15 protein-coding genes and 2 tRNA genes are annotated in these 16553 nt (G+C 38.2%); 4 read left to right on the forward strand and 13 right to left on the reverse strand.

What is annotated here, in order from left to right; genetic code table 11:
• The 5 genes from LBH49_00695 to LBH49_00715 all read right to left on the reverse strand — a co-directional run.
• On the reverse strand, nucleotides 1–628 hold a 628-nt coding region (locus LBH49_00695), incomplete at its 3' end, for a hypothetical protein (GenBank protein ID MDR0351158.1).
• A 42-nt stretch (nucleotides 629–670) separates the two neighbouring features.
• Nucleotides 671–3190: a glycogen/starch/alpha-glucan phosphorylase gene (locus LBH49_00700; protein ID MDR0351159.1), complete on the reverse strand. Its 2520-nt coding sequence runs from the start codon at nucleotides 3188–3190 to the stop codon at nucleotides 671–673.
• Nucleotides 3191–3301: 111 nt separating this feature from the next.
• Nucleotides 3302–5164, reverse strand: a complete 1863-nt coding sequence (dxs, locus tag LBH49_00705) for a 1-deoxy-D-xylulose-5-phosphate synthase (protein ID MDR0351160.1) — start codon at nucleotides 5162–5164, stop codon at nucleotides 3302–3304.
• 53 nt (nucleotides 5165–5217) lie between these two features.
• Nucleotides 5218–5973: a triose-phosphate isomerase gene (tpiA, locus tag LBH49_00710; protein ID MDR0351161.1), complete on the reverse strand. Its 756-nt coding sequence runs from the start codon at nucleotides 5971–5973 to the stop codon at nucleotides 5218–5220.
• Nucleotides 5974–5980: 7 nt separating this feature from the next.
• Nucleotides 5981–6457: an HIT domain-containing protein gene (locus LBH49_00715; protein MDR0351162.1), complete on the reverse strand. Its 477-nt coding sequence runs from the start codon at nucleotides 6455–6457 to the stop codon at nucleotides 5981–5983.
• A 107-nt stretch (nucleotides 6458–6564) separates the two neighbouring features.
• Here LBH49_00715 and LBH49_00720 point away from each other — a divergent pair, with 107 nt between their 5' ends.
• Nucleotides 6565–7056, forward strand: a complete 492-nt coding sequence (locus tag LBH49_00720) for a hypothetical protein (protein ID MDR0351163.1) — start codon at nucleotides 6565–6567, stop codon at nucleotides 7054–7056.
• A 4-nt stretch (nucleotides 7057–7060) separates the two neighbouring features.
• Here the strand turns inward: LBH49_00720 and LBH49_00725 are convergent, their stop codons facing one another.
• From LBH49_00725 to LBH49_00745, 5 genes are all read right to left on the reverse strand, one after another.
• The gene (locus tag LBH49_00725; GenBank protein ID MDR0351164.1) at nucleotides 7061–7909 is read right to left on the reverse strand and encodes an ABC transporter permease; all 849 of its coding nucleotides are present in this window, start codon (nucleotides 7907–7909) and stop codon (nucleotides 7061–7063) included.
• Nucleotides 7910–8080: 171 nt separating this feature from the next.
• The gene (locus LBH49_00730; GenBank protein ID MDR0351165.1) at nucleotides 8081–8395 is read right to left on the reverse strand and encodes an integration host factor subunit beta; all 315 of its coding nucleotides are present in this window, start codon (nucleotides 8393–8395) and stop codon (nucleotides 8081–8083) included.
• A 93-nt stretch (nucleotides 8396–8488) separates the two neighbouring features.
• Nucleotides 8489–9670: a lipid-A-disaccharide synthase gene (locus tag LBH49_00735; GenBank protein MDR0351166.1), complete on the reverse strand. Its 1182-nt coding sequence runs from the start codon at nucleotides 9668–9670 to the stop codon at nucleotides 8489–8491.
• Entirely contained in the window at nucleotides 9670–10773 is a 1104-nt protein-coding gene (gene ychF / locus LBH49_00740) for a redox-regulated ATPase YchF (protein ID MDR0351167.1), read from the reverse strand. The genes LBH49_00735 and ychF overlap by 1 nt, the downstream gene beginning before the upstream one ends.
• 96 nt (nucleotides 10774–10869) lie before the next feature.
• Nucleotides 10870–11367, reverse strand: a complete 498-nt coding sequence (locus tag LBH49_00745) for a hypothetical protein (GenBank protein ID MDR0351168.1) — start codon at nucleotides 11365–11367, stop codon at nucleotides 10870–10872.
• A 99-nt stretch (nucleotides 11368–11466) separates the two neighbouring features.
• Between LBH49_00745 and LBH49_00750 the strand changes: the two genes are divergently transcribed.
• From LBH49_00750 to LBH49_00760, 3 genes are all read left to right on the forward strand, one after another.
• A tRNA-Lys gene (locus LBH49_00750) sits at nucleotides 11467–11542 on the forward strand.
• 65 nt (nucleotides 11543–11607) lie between these two features.
• Nucleotides 11608–11684 (forward strand) — tRNA-Val (locus tag LBH49_00755).
• Nucleotides 11685–12090: 406 nt separating this feature from the next.
• Complete coding sequence (locus tag LBH49_00760; protein ID MDR0351169.1) at nucleotides 12091–12933, forward strand: hypothetical protein; 843 nt, start codon at nucleotides 12091–12093, stop codon at nucleotides 12931–12933.
• 436 nt (nucleotides 12934–13369) lie between these two features.
• Here LBH49_00760 and LBH49_00765 read toward each other — a convergent pair whose 3' ends face one another.
• From LBH49_00765 to LBH49_00775, 3 genes are all read right to left on the reverse strand, one after another.
• Nucleotides 13370–14524, reverse strand: a complete 1155-nt coding sequence (locus LBH49_00765) for a hypothetical protein (protein MDR0351170.1) — start codon at nucleotides 14522–14524, stop codon at nucleotides 13370–13372.
• A gap of 143 nt (nucleotides 14525–14667) precedes the next feature.
• Complete coding sequence (locus LBH49_00770) at nucleotides 14668–15786, reverse strand: LptF/LptG family permease (protein MDR0351171.1); 1119 nt, start codon at nucleotides 15784–15786, stop codon at nucleotides 14668–14670.
• Nucleotides 15783–16424: a 1-acyl-sn-glycerol-3-phosphate acyltransferase gene (locus LBH49_00775; GenBank protein MDR0351172.1), complete on the reverse strand. Its 642-nt coding sequence runs from the start codon at nucleotides 16422–16424 to the stop codon at nucleotides 15783–15785. Before LBH49_00775 ends, LBH49_00770 begins: the two co-directional genes overlap by 4 nt.
• Nucleotides 16425–16553: the final 129 nt, after the last annotated feature.

Here is a 16553-nt window from a genome sequence, read left to right on the forward strand (position 1 = left end):
TTTTATAGTAAATAATCAATGTTGCTAAGGTCTTGGCTGAAATTTTTGCCAACAAGTCTACAAAATTTTTGCATATATTAAAACAATAACTAAAAAACTTTCGTCCGGCAACGGATGAATAGAAAAATATTTTTTTGAAGTAAATAACAACTGGTGAAATGGTTGATGCCAATGCTTTTAATAACAATGGACTACAATTTCTGGCCATATGAAATGACTTTGACAATATTTTTTCTAGTTGAACAACGAAAAAATAAATGGCCGTGGCCGTTACTTCCACCAGCAATCTGGAGATGTTTGACAGAAAAATCGACGCCAAACGTATGTACTTTCGGAATAATTCATATAATTGTTTGATAAGAAAAGTTGCAAATGGCTTGGCATTTTTTGAAATCTTAATGGTAATATTTAGGATGAATTTGAATATGGATTTTAAAAAAGAAAGTAGATTCATTAGGAGTTGTTTGCCAAGATGGCCAATGTATTTTACCACTTTGCCAACCAGCGGTATGGTAAGTTTAATTGCTGCCAATGAAGCAATTAGCAAGCGTTTTAATAGGATGCCAGTGACTTCTTCCAATTTGTTAACAATCAGATAAATAATCTGTATAATTTTCGAGATAATCATTTTAACTGCCTCGTTTCGTTAAAACCCATATTTATTAATTAATTATTTTCCTATTTTTAATGGAGAAAGTGCCCATATGTCGTTGGCATATTCCATTATCGTTCTATCGCTAGAAAATTTTCCAACTCTGGCGGTGTTATAGATGGCCATTTTTGCCCAGGCTTGTCTATTGCTATAGGTTTTATTTATAAGCTTTTGGGTTTTGCAGTAATCTTCATAATCCGCCAAAACAAAAAATGGATCACCATTGTTTAATAAATTTTCGGCCACTTCTTTGATAGGATTCGATCCATGATTGATTTGAAAAAAATCAGATCTCATCCAGTCGAGAATGGCTCTTAGTTCGCCATTGGAATGATAGTAATCCCATGGATTATAACCTTGCTGCCGAAGGTTAGCAATCTCGGCTTCGGTTTTTCCAAAAATAAAAATATTTTCATCTCCCACCTCTTCTTTTATTTCCACATTCGCTCCGTCGAGGGTTCCTATGGTACAGGCACCATTCAAAGCCAATTTCATATTGCCGGTACCAGAGGCCTCTTTGCCCGCCGTGGAGATCTGTTCAGAGACATCTGCTGCTGGTATTATTTTTTCCGCCAGGCTGACGCAGTAGTTAGGGATGAAGACCACCTTGATTTTATTATCTATAGTAACGCAATTGTTTATCAATTTTCCAGCGACATTTATCGCATGGATTATTGTCTTAGCCATTCTATAGCCAGGTGCAGCTTTGGCAGAAAAAATAAATACTGTCGGATGGATATCCGTCTGACTGTGCAGCAACCTATAATAAAGGGTTATGATATGCAACAGATTAAGATGTTGACGCTTATATTCATGTAATCTTTTTATTTGCACATCAAATACAGCATAGGGACTAACCGTTATGCCACACAGCTCTTCGATTATTTTTGCCAATTTAACCTTGTTATTGTGCTTTATTTCTAGAAATTCGTTTTGAAATTCTGTATCCCCGGCAAATTGCTCCAATAGTCGCAGTTTATCCAAGTTTGTGGTCCAATTTTTTCCAATTTTTGAATCTATTAATGCCGAAAGTTCCTGATTGCATAGCTTCAACCAGCGCCTCGGAGTTATTCCATTGGTCTTGTTATTGAATTTATCCGGATACATTTGATAAAAATCCTTGAATAGCTGGGTCTTAAGTAGATCGCTATGCATAGCTGCCACACCGGTTACCGAATGACAAGCCACCACTGACAAATAGGCCATGCGTATAACCTGGTTATCACCGGAAGATATTATGGATAGATCGCGTTTCTTTTGATCATCATTGGGCCAGGTTTTCTGGACATCGGTTTCGAGGAATCTTTTGTTTATTTCACAGACTATTTGATAGTGTCTTGGTAGTACATTTTTAAATAACCCAACACTCCAGGTTTCCAACGCTTCGGGCAACAATGTGTGATTGGTGTAGCCAAAAACAGATTGGCACATTTGCCAGGCCATATCCCAATCAACGCCTTCTCTATCGACCAATAGGCGCATAAGCTCTAGCACGGCCACAGCAGGATGGGTATCATTCAGCTGAATTGCCGTTGTTTTTGCAAAATTCTGCCAACCGCTATGAGCATTTTTATACCGACGCAAAATATCTTTTATGGAACAGGACACAAAAAAATATTGTTGTACAAGTCGTAGTTCCTTGCCCTGCTCGGTGGAATCATTGGGGTATAATACCTTTGAGATCGTTTCACCGACGGCTTTACCATGAACGGCATCGATGTAATCTCCACGGTTGAATTCGTCTAAATTAAAATCCTCGGTAGCCTTTGATTCCCATAGTCTTAGAAAATTTACGGTTTCTGCTCCATAGCCAACCACCGGTATGTCCCAGGGAATTCCAACCACATCTCTGGTATCTATCCATCTAGGCTCCCAATCGCCTTTTTCGTTAAAATGGCTTTCTACTCGACCGTATAGCTTCACCCTTTGGGCATTTTCTGGCCGAGCTATTTGCCATGGATTGTCACCGGAAGCCATCCAACTGTCTGGACGTTCTACCTGCTGTCCATTTATTATTTCCTGCTTAAATAGTCCAAACTCATAGTGGATGCCGTAGCCAATTGCCGGATAATTCAGTGTTGCTAAGGAATCCAGAAAACAAGCTGCCAGTCGGCCAAGGCCTCCATTACCCAATCCGGGATCCGGACCTTCTTTGGAAATTTCCTCTATGTCTTGGCCAAACTCTTTGAGCGCAGTGGATAGATTTTCAAATGCTCCAGAATTATGTAAATTATTGATAAATAGCTGGCCTGTCAGATATTCCAGAGATAAATAATATAGCCTTTTCGTATTAGCTTTGTGATGTACGATTTGGGTTTTTATGAATCTATCTAGAATTTTATCTCGTAGAGCATAGCAGGATGCCACCCACCAATCATGCTTTGTGGCTGATGATGGTTCCCTTGCCAAAGTACAATTCAGGTGCCGCTTTATCAAAATTTTAAACTCATCAACACTGCTATCTATAAAAAATACTTCTTTAATATCTTTGGTGCTATTGCTTTCACCAACGTCAGATTTTTTTAATTCTTTAGTCATTCCCAATCCAATAAATACCAAATCAAGTATATTTATTTTTACAAATTTGCCAATGTAAAATAATTGTAATGACGATTGCTTTTTATTAGCTTCTGATTGACAATAACATATCTACCGTTTATTCAGAACTTTTTTTATTTCATCTATCATAGCTGACGGTGTCATTGCATATTTTGTGGCCAAAAATTCTGTGGATGTGGCATGTTCTAGAAACTCATTGGGCCAGCCAAAGATTTTTATGGGTGTGGATATTCCATTAATGCAGAGCAATTCTGCCAAGGATGACCCGAAACCGTTTTTCATTGTATGGTCTTCTAAACTGACCATAAGAGAGTGGTTACTAGCCATTTCGAGTATTAATTTTTCATCAATGGGGTTTATGAATCTTGCATTTAAGATGGTACAGGAGATATGCGATGAAGATAGGTTTTCGTGCAATGTCCATGCGGTGTTGTACATGCTTCCTAAGGATACTATGCACACATCGCTTCCTTTGGTAACTATCTCTGCTGTACCAACATCCATAATGTCTGGAGTCCAATTTATGGAACATGCGTCTAGTTCGGCTTTGGGATAGCGAATGAAACAAGGTTTATTCCATCTAATGGCAGAGAATAGCATTTGCACGAGTTCATTACCATCCTTTGGTTGTAAAATTATTATATTTGGTATGAATTTTAGATAGGCGATATCGAAGAGGCCATGATGAGTTGGGCCATCGCCAGGATTAGGCCCGGCTCTATCCACACAACATATGAGCGGAAGGTTTTGCAAAGCAACGTCGTGAATTATATTGTCCAATGACCTTTGAAGAAAAGTCGAATATATGGCACACAGAGGCAGTAATCCATTTCTTGATAGTCCAGCAGCAAAGGTAATTGCATGTTCTTCGGCTATGCCCACATCAAAAAATCTATCCGGGAATCTATCTTTGAATCTATCCAATGCTGTGCCAGTGGCCATGGCAGCAGTGATTGCAACTATATTTTCATTGGCCTCGGCCAATTTGATAGCTGCCAATCCAAAAATTTCCTGGTAGGAAGTTTTGCCATGGGATTTTACCGGAGTGTCCGGCGATAGTCCGTGAAAACTAGTAGGATTATCAATGGCTTGCTGTAATCCCCGACCTTTTTGGGTTTTTACATGAAGCAAGATCGGAGTCGTGGATTTTTTGCAAAATTTTAAATTTTCAATGATATCTGGTATGCTATGACCGTCTATGGGACCAAGATATTTTAGCCCATAATGTTCAAATAAAGTTGATGGAATAACTAGTCCTTTGATAACTCTTTTAATTTTTGCAAACCAATCCACTGTCGAATTTCCGCCTGGAAAGGCCCGAAGGAAAGATTTTACTAAATTTTTAAGCTTCAAATACCATACACTACGCGCCATACTATTGAGATAATTAGCAATGGCACCAACATTTTCTGTTATGGCATAGCCGTTGTCATTGAGCACCACAATGAGTGTGCCAGCTGCCAAAGAAACATTATTAAGCCCTTCAAGAGTTATGCCATTGGTCAAAGATGCATCTCCCAGGACCGCTATCACATAGCCCTGGTCTTGGTGAATTTTTTTTGCCACCGCCAGTCCAATGGCCGAGGAAAGGGCCGTACCCGAATGTCCACAGGTAAATACATCGTGAGCACTTTCCTGGCGAGAACAAAATCCTGAATAACCATGGCTTTGCCTTATTTTTAGAAATTTGTCGTTATTTCTACCAGTTAAAAGTTTATGGGCATAGCATTGATGAGACACATCAAACACTATTTGGTCCTTTGGTGAATCGAATACTCTATGGATGGCTATGGTCAATTCGACGATACCAAGATTTGATGCCAAATGTCCTCCATTTTTTTTTGTAGTTTCCAATATTTTTTCTCTTATTTCGAAGGAAAGCTGGCCTAATTGCTTAATATTTAGTGACCTCAATCTCGATGGCGAATCTATGCTATTCAGTAAACTGTCCATGATATGGCATGGACAAGTTTGGTGTTATAAATGATTTTTCAAGCCACATAATATTAAATAGTTTCGGCAATTTTGACTAGCTCAATGAAAGTCTCGGATTTTAGCGAAGCTCCACCGATTAGTCCGCCATTTATATCATCTTCCAATAGAAGCTCTTTAGCGTTTTCAGGTTTCATTGAACCACCATATAAAATCTTTATTGTTCTTCCGTTGTCACCAAATTTTTCTATCAAAAGCTTCCGGATCAGACCATGGACTTCCTGGGCCATCTTGGGTGTGGCAGTCTTGCCAGTACCAATGGCCCAAACTGGTTCATAGGCCAGGACCACCTGTGGATTTTCGATACCCTGTAAACACTCTTTCACCTGGGAAGAAACTAGCTCAATTGTCTCGTTCTTTTCTCGTTCTTTCTCGGTTTCTCCAATGCAGATTATGGGGATTAGACCATGGTTCAATGCCGCAACTATTTTTGCATTGATAAACTGGTTCGATTCATTGAACAACTCACGGCGTTCGCTGTGACCAAGGATCACATGGCTAGCCCCAATGTCATGGATCATTGACGGAGATATTTCTCCGGTAAACGCCCCAGAATCCTGGGGATATAGATTTTGAGCGCCCAGATGAATTTTTTCTGTTTTTTTTGCTAAAATCGAAGCAGCGGTACCCAACGAAGTAAATGGTGGACATATCACCACCTCTGTATGGATCACAGTTGGCATCGATTTTAAAATTTCATTACATAATAAATCCGTTTCTGTCACGGATTTATTCATCTTCCAATTCCCTGCTATTAAATATTTTCCCATGATGCCATTATACAAATTTTTTTAGTCTTGCCCATATTTCTTCTGGCGATTGGTTAATAACTCTTATTTCGTCCAGCACAGTCATGAAGTTTGTATCCCCAGTCCATCTAGGAACTATATGGCAATGAAGATGTTGCGGAATACCTGCTCCGGCTGCAGCTCCAAGATTAAATCCTATGTTAAATCCATCCGGAGCCAGTGCCTTTTGTAAGATTATCTGTCCCAAGGTTATCATTTCAATAATATCGGCACGTTCTTTTGGTGAAAGTAAATCCAATTTATTGACCACTCTAAATGGCACCACAAGGAGATGACCAGCATTATAGGGAAACTTGTTGAGCATCAAATAACAGGATTCACTTTTTTTCAGTAACAACGCGCTTCTTTCGTCCTCCATCATTGGTATTTTAACAAAGGGATTGGAATCAGGTTCCTTTTTGGATTCCACATATTCTGCGCGATCAAAAGCATTTAAATTTTGCATGGGATAATGCCTATTAAAGTATTCATCTAAGGCAATTTTGAAAATATAAATTACAAAAAGAAACATAAAATTGTCTTTTTAACACAAATGCATACACTCATCATCCGATGATTTCAAGAGTTATAATTATATTGTTGTCTGCGTTGATGTGTTCCTGCAGTTGTCGTCATAATTTGGTTTGTGATGACGCGAAAATCAGGTATGTGTTAATAAAAGAAAAGCATAAAAATGATTTTCTTCGAATTATTGATATTTTCAAAAAATCGAAGCCCAAGGAACACTTGTGCGTGTTGCCCACCGGTGGCGAAAAAGGTGGATTGTATTTTGTAATCGGTTTGAATACCAGTGTCAAAACCCTACCTTCGGGTTCATCGATAGAAATAAGATGTTTATTTGCATCGGATGATAAACAGGAGATAGTGTATAGCTCCCCAATAGATTGCAAGTTCGATGAGCGATTAAATGAGATATATTTCAAAATTTCAGATGATGGCAATCTCCGTAAGAATTTAACTGCATGGAAAATTGTGATATACTCCAAACAAAAAGAAGAACTTGTGACCAAGAAAAGCTATCTTTGGATCGATAAGTCAAATTAGTATTTCATATACCAAACAGAGATAAAAGCATGGCATAAATAGCATCAGCAATTATGATGAACGTTATGCTGGCCACCACCGAAGCAGTGGTAGCTGAACCCACCGAAGCAGCATCTCTTCCACATCTAAGACCATAAAAACATCCGGTGGCTGAAATAATGGTACCAAAGGTGGTACATTTTACTATGCCAATGAGCACGTCTCGCATAGATACAGCATGTTGGGTTTGGGAAATATATTTTGCTATGGTCACATCCATGGATGGCAGGGCAGCGCTAAGACCGCCGATTATGCCAAAAAAATCAGCAAATACGCATAAAAATGGCATCATCAATGTCATGGCTATAATCCTTGGAGCTATCAAAAAATCCATGACCGAAATGCCAAAGGTTTTCAGCGCATCGATTTCCTCATTGGCATTCATACTTCCAATGGTTGCAGCAAATGCTGCGCCGGTTCGACCAGACATTATAATGCCAACCATAAGGCACCCCATCTCTCTTGTCATGGCTAGGCCCACCAGATCGGCCACATATATGCTAGCTCCAAAGGTTTTTAACTGAATGATACTGACAAAGGATATGATCAATCCCACCAGAAAACTTATCAATGTCACAATGGGCAATGCTTTGGCTCCGGTCTGTTGAAGTAATTGTAAAAAATCATTTTTTCGAAATTTTAACCTACAGCAAACAAATTTTATCAGCGATATACTGATCTCTCCAATGAAAGACAATAGATCTATTGTAAGATCTATTATCTTGGTTTTATAATCCATTAAAGCAAAAAATACGCTATGCTTTTCATGGTTCATTGTCAAAACATTTGCTTTTTTTTGAGAATCTATGATCATCCCTAATATAGAGTACAGATATGTTATTATATTTTATCTTACAAGACAGATCGCATTCATTCCTGGAAATTTTCTTAAAAAATTCAGTGAACAACTCAGATTATTTATAAAACAGATTTGATGAACCAAAGTAACATGGGCTTCCAATGGCGAGACCATATTAATTATTTTTTAATCTTTTATGTAGTCCGTTGGTATTTTTTCTATATATTCGCGTAGATCCTTGCCGCATTTAAATTTGACAGTTACGCGTTCTGGTATTACCACGTCCTTTTCAGGCTTATTTGGATTTCTACCAATCCGGCTTTTCCGGATGGATAACTGAAATACCCCAAAATCACGGATCTCCACATTGCGCTTATTTTTCAATGCGTTGGACAAATGTTCAAAAATCGAGTGAACGATTTTTTTAGCCTGTCTCTGTGGTAAATTGAATTCTGCATGTAAACCATCAGATAATTCTTTTTTTGTAAAATTTCTACCCATTCCAAACCCCAGTCAGATAAGTCTTTTGCAATTATCGTAATAATAAAGACTAATGCAAGCAATAATAACAAATTATTAACAAAAATTACACTATCACGTACTTCTTTCTCGGTTATTACTACCAGTATTGCTGAATATTTTTTTCATAATCAAGTTTTCTGGACTACTGTCTGGATGGCCAGATTTGGCACTTAGTATGTTTTTTATTCTAACGCTGTTATTTTTAGCACATTCAATCATTTTGGGACTGTGAAACTGTGATATATATGGTATCGCTTTCTGGAAATTCGTTTGGATGAATTCCGGAATGGCTTCTTCGTTGAGCAGTATGTTAGCCATGCCAAGGTATTTTACTTTTACGAGCCTTCGGCCCAATAGAAATGTAATCGGATTAGCTTTGTATATTATTAGGCTTGGCAGGCCAGCCAGGGCACATTTCAGCGACATGGTGCCAGAGCTCATCAATGCTGAGCTGGCCAACACATTGGTACCCACCGGTATAAAATCTATCCTAGATTCCAGGCGGTGATTGACTGTGCATTCATATAAAATTTGCCGAAGAGTTTCATTGGGGTAGAGAACGATGGCTTTTTTATTTTGTGCTGTGGCCGACCGGAACAGTTGTAACATCACCGGGAAAATGCGTTTTATGGCAGTGGCTCTGCTGCCAGGCAATAGCAACATGGGTGCCGATGGGCTGAATTCAATTCCTAGATTGTATTCATCTTCTAGAAATGGATGTCCGACAAAATTCACATCCAAATCTGTGTCATTGTAACAATTGGCTTCAAAAGGAAAAATTACGCCCAATGAATCAATCAATTTAGCTATGATGAATCTACGGCGAGCCTTCCATGCCCATATTTGAGGGCTGATATAATAATAGATAAATGTGCTACCACCGGCTTTATTGCTAAGTTTTTTCCGATATAATTCCTTGGCTAATCTTAGGTTAAAGCCCGGATAGTCCACCAGGCATAGTACCTTTGGCCGGTATTCCTTGATCCAGGCAACGGTAAGATGTAATAATTTTTTAAAAACCAGTATGTGTTTAGCCACTTCCAGCAGACCTACCACGGAAAATTTTGTCAAATCGAACAATAGCTTTGCACCGGCTTCCTTTAATTTGACACCACCGATGGCATAGATATGGCTGGCATCATTTTTTTTAAGCATTTTGGCCACGATACGGGAAGCCTGTTCATCTCCGGAATGCTCACCGGCAATAACCAATAGGTCCACAGGTGTTTCTGGTTTTTCTAGGAAAAATTTCATCACAGGTTGAATCTGAAAATCGCCACATCACCATCGCGAAATTCATAATCTTTGCCTTCGAGCCTGTATTTACCAGATTCTTTTACGGAAGCATAGCTGCCAGCGGCGACTAAATCGTCATAGCTCACCACTTCAGCTTTTATGAAACCCTTTTCAAAATCACCATGGATAATACCTGCACATTGAGGAGCTTTCATACCTTTCTTAAATGTCCAAGCATGGACTTCGGTTTCGCCAGCAGTGAAGTATGAAGCAAGACCAAGTAAATCATAGGTTGATTTTATTAAATTATCTATGCCTGTGTCCTTTAGAGCCATGTCTTTTAGATAGATTGCCGCATCTTCCGGCGAGAAATCCACTAAATCTGCTTCTAATTGGGCACAGATCATACAGCTTTTGGCATTGATTTGCTTGGAAACGTAGTCTTCCACAGCAGCGATGTGGGATTTACAACCGGAATCCCTGAGGCCATTTTCCGAAACATTTTTCGCATAGATCACCGGTTTGTTAGTCAACAGATTAAAGGATTTTAGTAATGACTGGTCTTCTTTTTTTATCTGGATACCATTGGCCATATTTCCAGCATTAAGATGACACTGCAGTGCATTTAGCAATTCAATGGCGTTTTGGGCATCTTTATCGCCACTTTTGGATTTTTTAGTATTTTTTTGAATTTGATTATCTATGGATTGAAGGTCGGCCAGAATTAATTCAGTATTTATCACTTCCATGTCTCGAACGGGATCAATGCTGCCCATATTATGGATGATATTGCTATCTTCGAAGCACCTTACCATGTGTACAATGGCATCGACTTCGCGAATATTTGCGAGAAATTTATTACCCAGGCCTTCGCCATTGCTAGCACCGGCCACCAAGCCGGCGATGTCTACGAATTCCACAGCAGCTGGTATAATTTTATTAGTTTTGACTATTTTGGCCAATCTGGCCAGTCTATCGTCTGGCAGTTCTACGACACCCATATTTGGTTCTATGGTACAGAATGGATAATTTTCTGCCGAGGCTTTCCTGGAGCGAGTTAGGGCATTGAACAGCGTACTTTTCCCCACATTTGGCAAGCCAACTATACCAGCTCTTAGCATCGCCAAACATCTAATTGGGCTTAATGAAAATGCAATCCAAAAGAGGCTAATAGGATTTTTTATTTTTTTGTTTTTTATATTTCTTAGCGTTTGTTTTTATTTATCATCTAGAGCTCTCGTCTTAATATTGAAATTTGGGTTATAAAATTGATTGGCATTATTCACATAGCTATTGCTGCTATCTATTTGCATTACGCCTATGGAAAATTTATCATTTTTTGGCGAATCCGTGTCAGATGATAGGTTGATGAATGTGAATCCACCATTGCTTTTTTCTTCTAAAACACCCAATCCGAGCATACCTGGAGTTTTGTCCTGAGGGGTGTTATTATCTTTTATGGTGGTCACCACAAATTTGCTTGGTCGATCAAAGTAAAATTTAGCACTAGGCCTTTGGTCCAGTTTATAGGCTTCACAGATATCATTTTCTTCATGGTTTTTGTTTTTGAGCACTAGGATTTCATTTTGGCAATGCTCTACATTTTTTTGTTTTTGTTTTTTTTGTGCCAATGTTTTATGATTAGCTTTTGCCGGAACAACGAAGCACATAAGTAACGCCCATAATATGATATGAATTTTGACAAGACTGGCCATGATAAAATTTGGTAATGATATAGTAATGACAAATAGATTATGCAATTAAGAAAATGCTTGTCAAGTTGCATGGCGAAACTAGTACTTCAGGTCATGGATGCCTGACTAGCTCAATTGGCAGAGCAGTTGACTCTTAATCAATTGGTTCGGGGTTCGAGTCCCCGGTCAGGTACCATTGTTATTTTTTATCAATTTTTAATTTCGCAGCGATAGGATGCCGAATGGAATTGTGGTCCCTAGGGGCGGCTAGCTCAGTTGGTTAGAGCGCCTGGTTTACACCCAGTAGGTCGCAGGTTCGAGTCCTGTGCCGCCCACCAGATTTTTTGCAAAATTGCAAAGACAAAGAAAATTGAACTTAGTATATGAGTGGTGGTATTTTATTTTCCCTTGGTGGGTAATTTATCTGCCGGCGAAAATTGTTTAGATTGAAAGGGAAAAAAAAGAGTGGTTGGTGTTTGATTTAAAGAAATGCTGACCGTTCTTTTTGTTTTGCATATTGTTGATAGTAAGGGCATTAACAAACTATAAATTAAAAAAAATTTTTTACATTATCTTTATAATTTATCATTTTTGCTGCATATTATTTTAGCTTATTTGGCTGTCATTTAATGAATGCCGTTTTACAATATTTTTATTATTAAGGGGTTAGGAGGCAATTAATTTATTTTTCTTGTCAATAAAAAACTTGACATAATTTATTAAATATATGAAAATTTGCTTCCTATGAAAAATAAAATTAAAAAGTTATTGTTGATGTTGATGTTTATATCATCCGCTAATTTTGCCAGCGCAAATCCCTGGGAAGGTTGGCTCGAAAAAATAAAACACAATTGGTATGGTTGTAAAGAGCCTAATGGTGCTGAAGATTTAATAGCAGAGGATTCATGGCTTAATGTTACAATTGAAGAGCAAATTAATAATAAAGCAGTACATGGATACTTGTGGGTTGGTGCCTTATGTATGGAGCAAATTGAAAAGCTTGGTGAATTTTTTTACAACGCGGCAAACTATTCTGATAATCTTGATGAAAAATCTGAATTTTATGAATTCGATTCTGATAGAATAAAATCAAAATGGTCGGCATATGTAGTAAAATGGATATTGACTGGCACTTTGCCATCAGTCCCTGAAGTAGAAAAATTAAGAAATGCTATTAAGGTAGTATTTAATCGTGAAAGCGTTCAAACTGTAAGCAATTTACTGCGGAAGTATATATACATGCAACTAATAGCGTCGATTACTGGAGTAAGTGATATAGCTTCTGGTCCCGTGGACTATAAATTTTCTAATGTAGACATGTTAAATTTTGGAGAAATATTGCGCAAAATTACTAGGATTTCTGAAGTTATTGGGTTAAGTAGTATCGGGAACCAACATAGTTTTGTTTTAAATTCTGCCATAGGTTGTGGTGATTACGCTTTTGCTCGCATTAAGAAAGCTATTGAAGATGGAAAGGGAATAAGCAGTTGGGGAACAGGGTTTAATCGTGCTACTGGTGAACATGGTTCAAGTTCATCATTTTCTGCATCTGCATTTGGCTGTAAAGTTGATAGTACTGGTGATTAATGATATTCCTAATTCTGCATATATAGCAATATATTAAAAAAAGAGTGGTTGGTGTTTGATTTAAAGAAATGCTGACCGTTCTTTTTGTTTTGCATATTGTTGATAGTAAAAATATTGACAAGTACTGCAACCATACCTAATGCAAAGGCGCTATGATAGCTTGAAAAAATTCATTCCATCGGACGTTTTTTCGTCGATCGGTCCATGTAGTGCCATTGGTCAATGTAATTTGGATTGTTTAACAAAAAGATCTAAGTTAAGATAAATATCCAAATGATATGAAAACTATACCTGGTAATATTAAAAACTAAAAATTAATTAACCATACAGCGAAGATATTAAGAAGTAATTTATTAGAAAATTTGGGTACTACATGTAATGCATATATGACTTCTTTATATATATCAAATAAATTTATCATAGATACAGTAAATCGCTATCTTATAACGTTCTGAATGGCATCATGCTGAATATTGCAGATTTGGGAAAATAATTGAAGGGCTGCTTGCATATTTTGATCGGCCGAGCGCATGCTGCTGTCCACGCTCTGTATAATATTGCCCACAAGTTGATTAAGAGTTTCCATGCCGCGAATTTCTGCGTCCGTGTTTGATATTTCCAAACCAAGATGAGCCGAAACAGTTTTGGTCACGACGCCACCGAGGGCTTTACCCATTTCATTGGCCATGCCTGCTTCCATATTAACCCGAGCTTTTTCCTGTTCTGTCAGTGGTATTTTTTGAGGCTTAGTCGGATCTTGGGTATTAGGTGTATCTGAATTTGTGGTATCGACCGAGGCTACTCCATTGTCCTTTTGGGTTAGATTACTTTCGGCAAATTTACGACCAAAATGCTCGGAAATCATCCCAGCTCCAGACTCAACAACACAGGAAAAAGCCTCGACCATCTTTTGCTTGAATTCCATTTCACCTTTTTCTCTTATTTTTTCAGCAATATCCATTCCAAGCTGGTATTGCAACTGCGTCATTTCGGCTTTCATCTCACGCTCGACGGACTTTTGTAAATAGGCATTTTTAGTCATAAGTATAGCCACCTGAGCAGCCAAAGAACCTATGGTAGCCATATTTTGAGTCCCAGGAGTTATATTTGATGAAGCATCAAGGCCTTTCATCATATTATTATAACCGTCTTGACTATCGGTTATGGAACTATTTCCGATGAGCATGCGATTATGTTGCTCAAAGCCCTGTAATACCTTTGCCCAATTACCATCTTCGGTGGTGAAAGTTGGATCAGCCGTTAGAGTAGGGGAATAACCAGCGACTTTGCCAGAGCCATCAGTAATTACACCATTGGGGCTAGCAACTTTTAATACCTGTCCACCGAGTTGAGCATCACCGGTAGCTTTTTTCTTTTGTATATCATCAGTAGTATTATCAGGATCTACTAAAACGTCATTGACATAGGACCCATCAATGGGAACATTTCCTCCTCCGCCAATTCCTACGCTCATATTTTTATTATATAAACATTTATTTTCGGCGCAACATGGAATTTTCACAACAAAGAAAGATTTTTCAACCAAAGGAATCTTTTTTCCTTTTCCATTTAGTTCAGTCAAATGTTCCACTCCAATCCTTATTCATAGGTGCAGGTGCACCTGGTCTAATCGTCACAATCTTCTCAGGCATGATCGGCCACATATGGCTCCATCATATCTTCCTCTGGATTGGCGTTAGAGCTCTTATCAATTGGATTTTACAAAAAAAGCCACTATTGCTTCAGCACCATCCTCCATGACCAGCAAACCACTGGTAAAAGCATTAAATTCGGCATCCAAACCAATAGATATCCGTGGGAAAAATAATGGACAGATGATAGCAAGGACATAAAAAAGTAATAACCAATGCCAAGCCCCAGCGTCAGGGTAAAATGAAAAAAATTGTCGGATCTTTTTACCATGAATGCCAATGCCATGGCCAATGATGCTAAAATAAATACCCCGCAGGCCATGGCCAAATTTTTTTGTAACTGCATGCTTATCGAAAAACTTCGGTCTTTGTCATCGGCCAGATCAGCCTGTTTCTTGGCACTCAATAGTTTTGATAAATCCATATGGCTTATTTTTTCAGATTGCCCGTTGCCATGGCCAAAAATTTCATCAAGGCTAAGATGCACAAAAAGCTTATCATAGGATATCATTGGCATGCATTTTTCATAAAATGCTTCTGGAGCCAAAGCCGGTCTCTTTTCCACATTGCCATTCTCCAGTGCAAGTATCAACGAATCGGAATTTTCATCGTAGGATAGTATCCCACTTCTTGCCCGCCCATAGGATGTGATCTTTCTATGGTCATTCATTTCCCAGATATGAAAATTATAAAATTTGCCGTGATACATCTCTTCGCAGTATATTAAATAACCTGGGAAATCATCGATAAAAGTTCCCGGCGTAATGAATTTCATCGGGTTCGTCTTCACCGCATTATGCAATCCATGCTTATATATCTCAATGGAATGTGGACCATAATAAAAGTTTACAACCAAAGCAATTAATGAACATAGCATGGCAATAAACCATATGGGTTTGGCAATTTTCACTATACCCAAACCTGTAGATTTCAATGCCGTAATTTCTCCGGAACTAGCCATTCTTCCAATTACCATGAATATTCCAGATAATAATCCCAAGGGCATGGCGTAGGAAATTATCGCCGGCAATAGAGCTAACATTAAATAAAAAGCTGGCAATAGGGATAATTTTCCGGCAGCAACAAGATCCAGTATGTCTCTCACTGTATTACCACTCAATAGAATAAATACAAAAAATAGCAATGATCCCAACGATGTTTTCAGTGTTTCAATAAAAATATATTTGGTTAAAAATTTCATGGAAATTGTTTTGGTTCTTGCAGAGCTTTGATGGATTCCATGATTCTATTGGTGGCACATTGATATCTATTTTTATGTTCTGGACCAGGATCGTAGATGGCACTATGGAGCGGATGGCCTACTACGATATGGGCTTTGACATTTATACTAGGCCATTTTCTTTGTCTACCCCAGATTTCATAGGTACCAAACAGTCGCATTGGCACCACCGGTACCGAAGATTTACAAGCGATCAATCCTATACCTGGTTTGGCTTCGTGAATTTCGCCATCCGGAGACCTGGCTCCTTCGGGAAATATCACAACACCATGGCCATTTTTTAACAAATTAAATACTTTTTTTATTGCAGTTATATCGCTACCAGCATCTCGATCCACCGGAATTGTATTAATTCTTTTAACAATAAAACCAAGCAATCCTGATGTCATGAGTGTTTTCCTTGCAAAATAAAACATATCGCTGCGATTTATGATGGCGCTGATAAATGGCGGATCTAAAAAGCTAGCATGATTGGCAGCTGTCAGGAATGCACCTGTTTTAGGAATATTTTCTTTACCATGAACATTGCCATCAAAAATTTCACGAAAACACAATTTGAAGAAAGATTGAACCACAAGGTAATATGGATTCCAAGCCACGGAAATAGATTCGAGCAACCGAAAGGCATTTGTCGAGATAAAATATCATAAAATAGATGCATTAATTTATCTATAAAATCTAAAAAAAGCATGGTTAGGGGTATATATAGATGAGGCCAAGGGATTAAT

The organism is Puniceicoccales bacterium, from assembly GCA_031255005.1.
In the GTDB taxonomy this organism is placed as follows: Bacteria; Verrucomicrobiota; Verrucomicrobiia; order Opitutales; family LL51; genus JAIRTH01.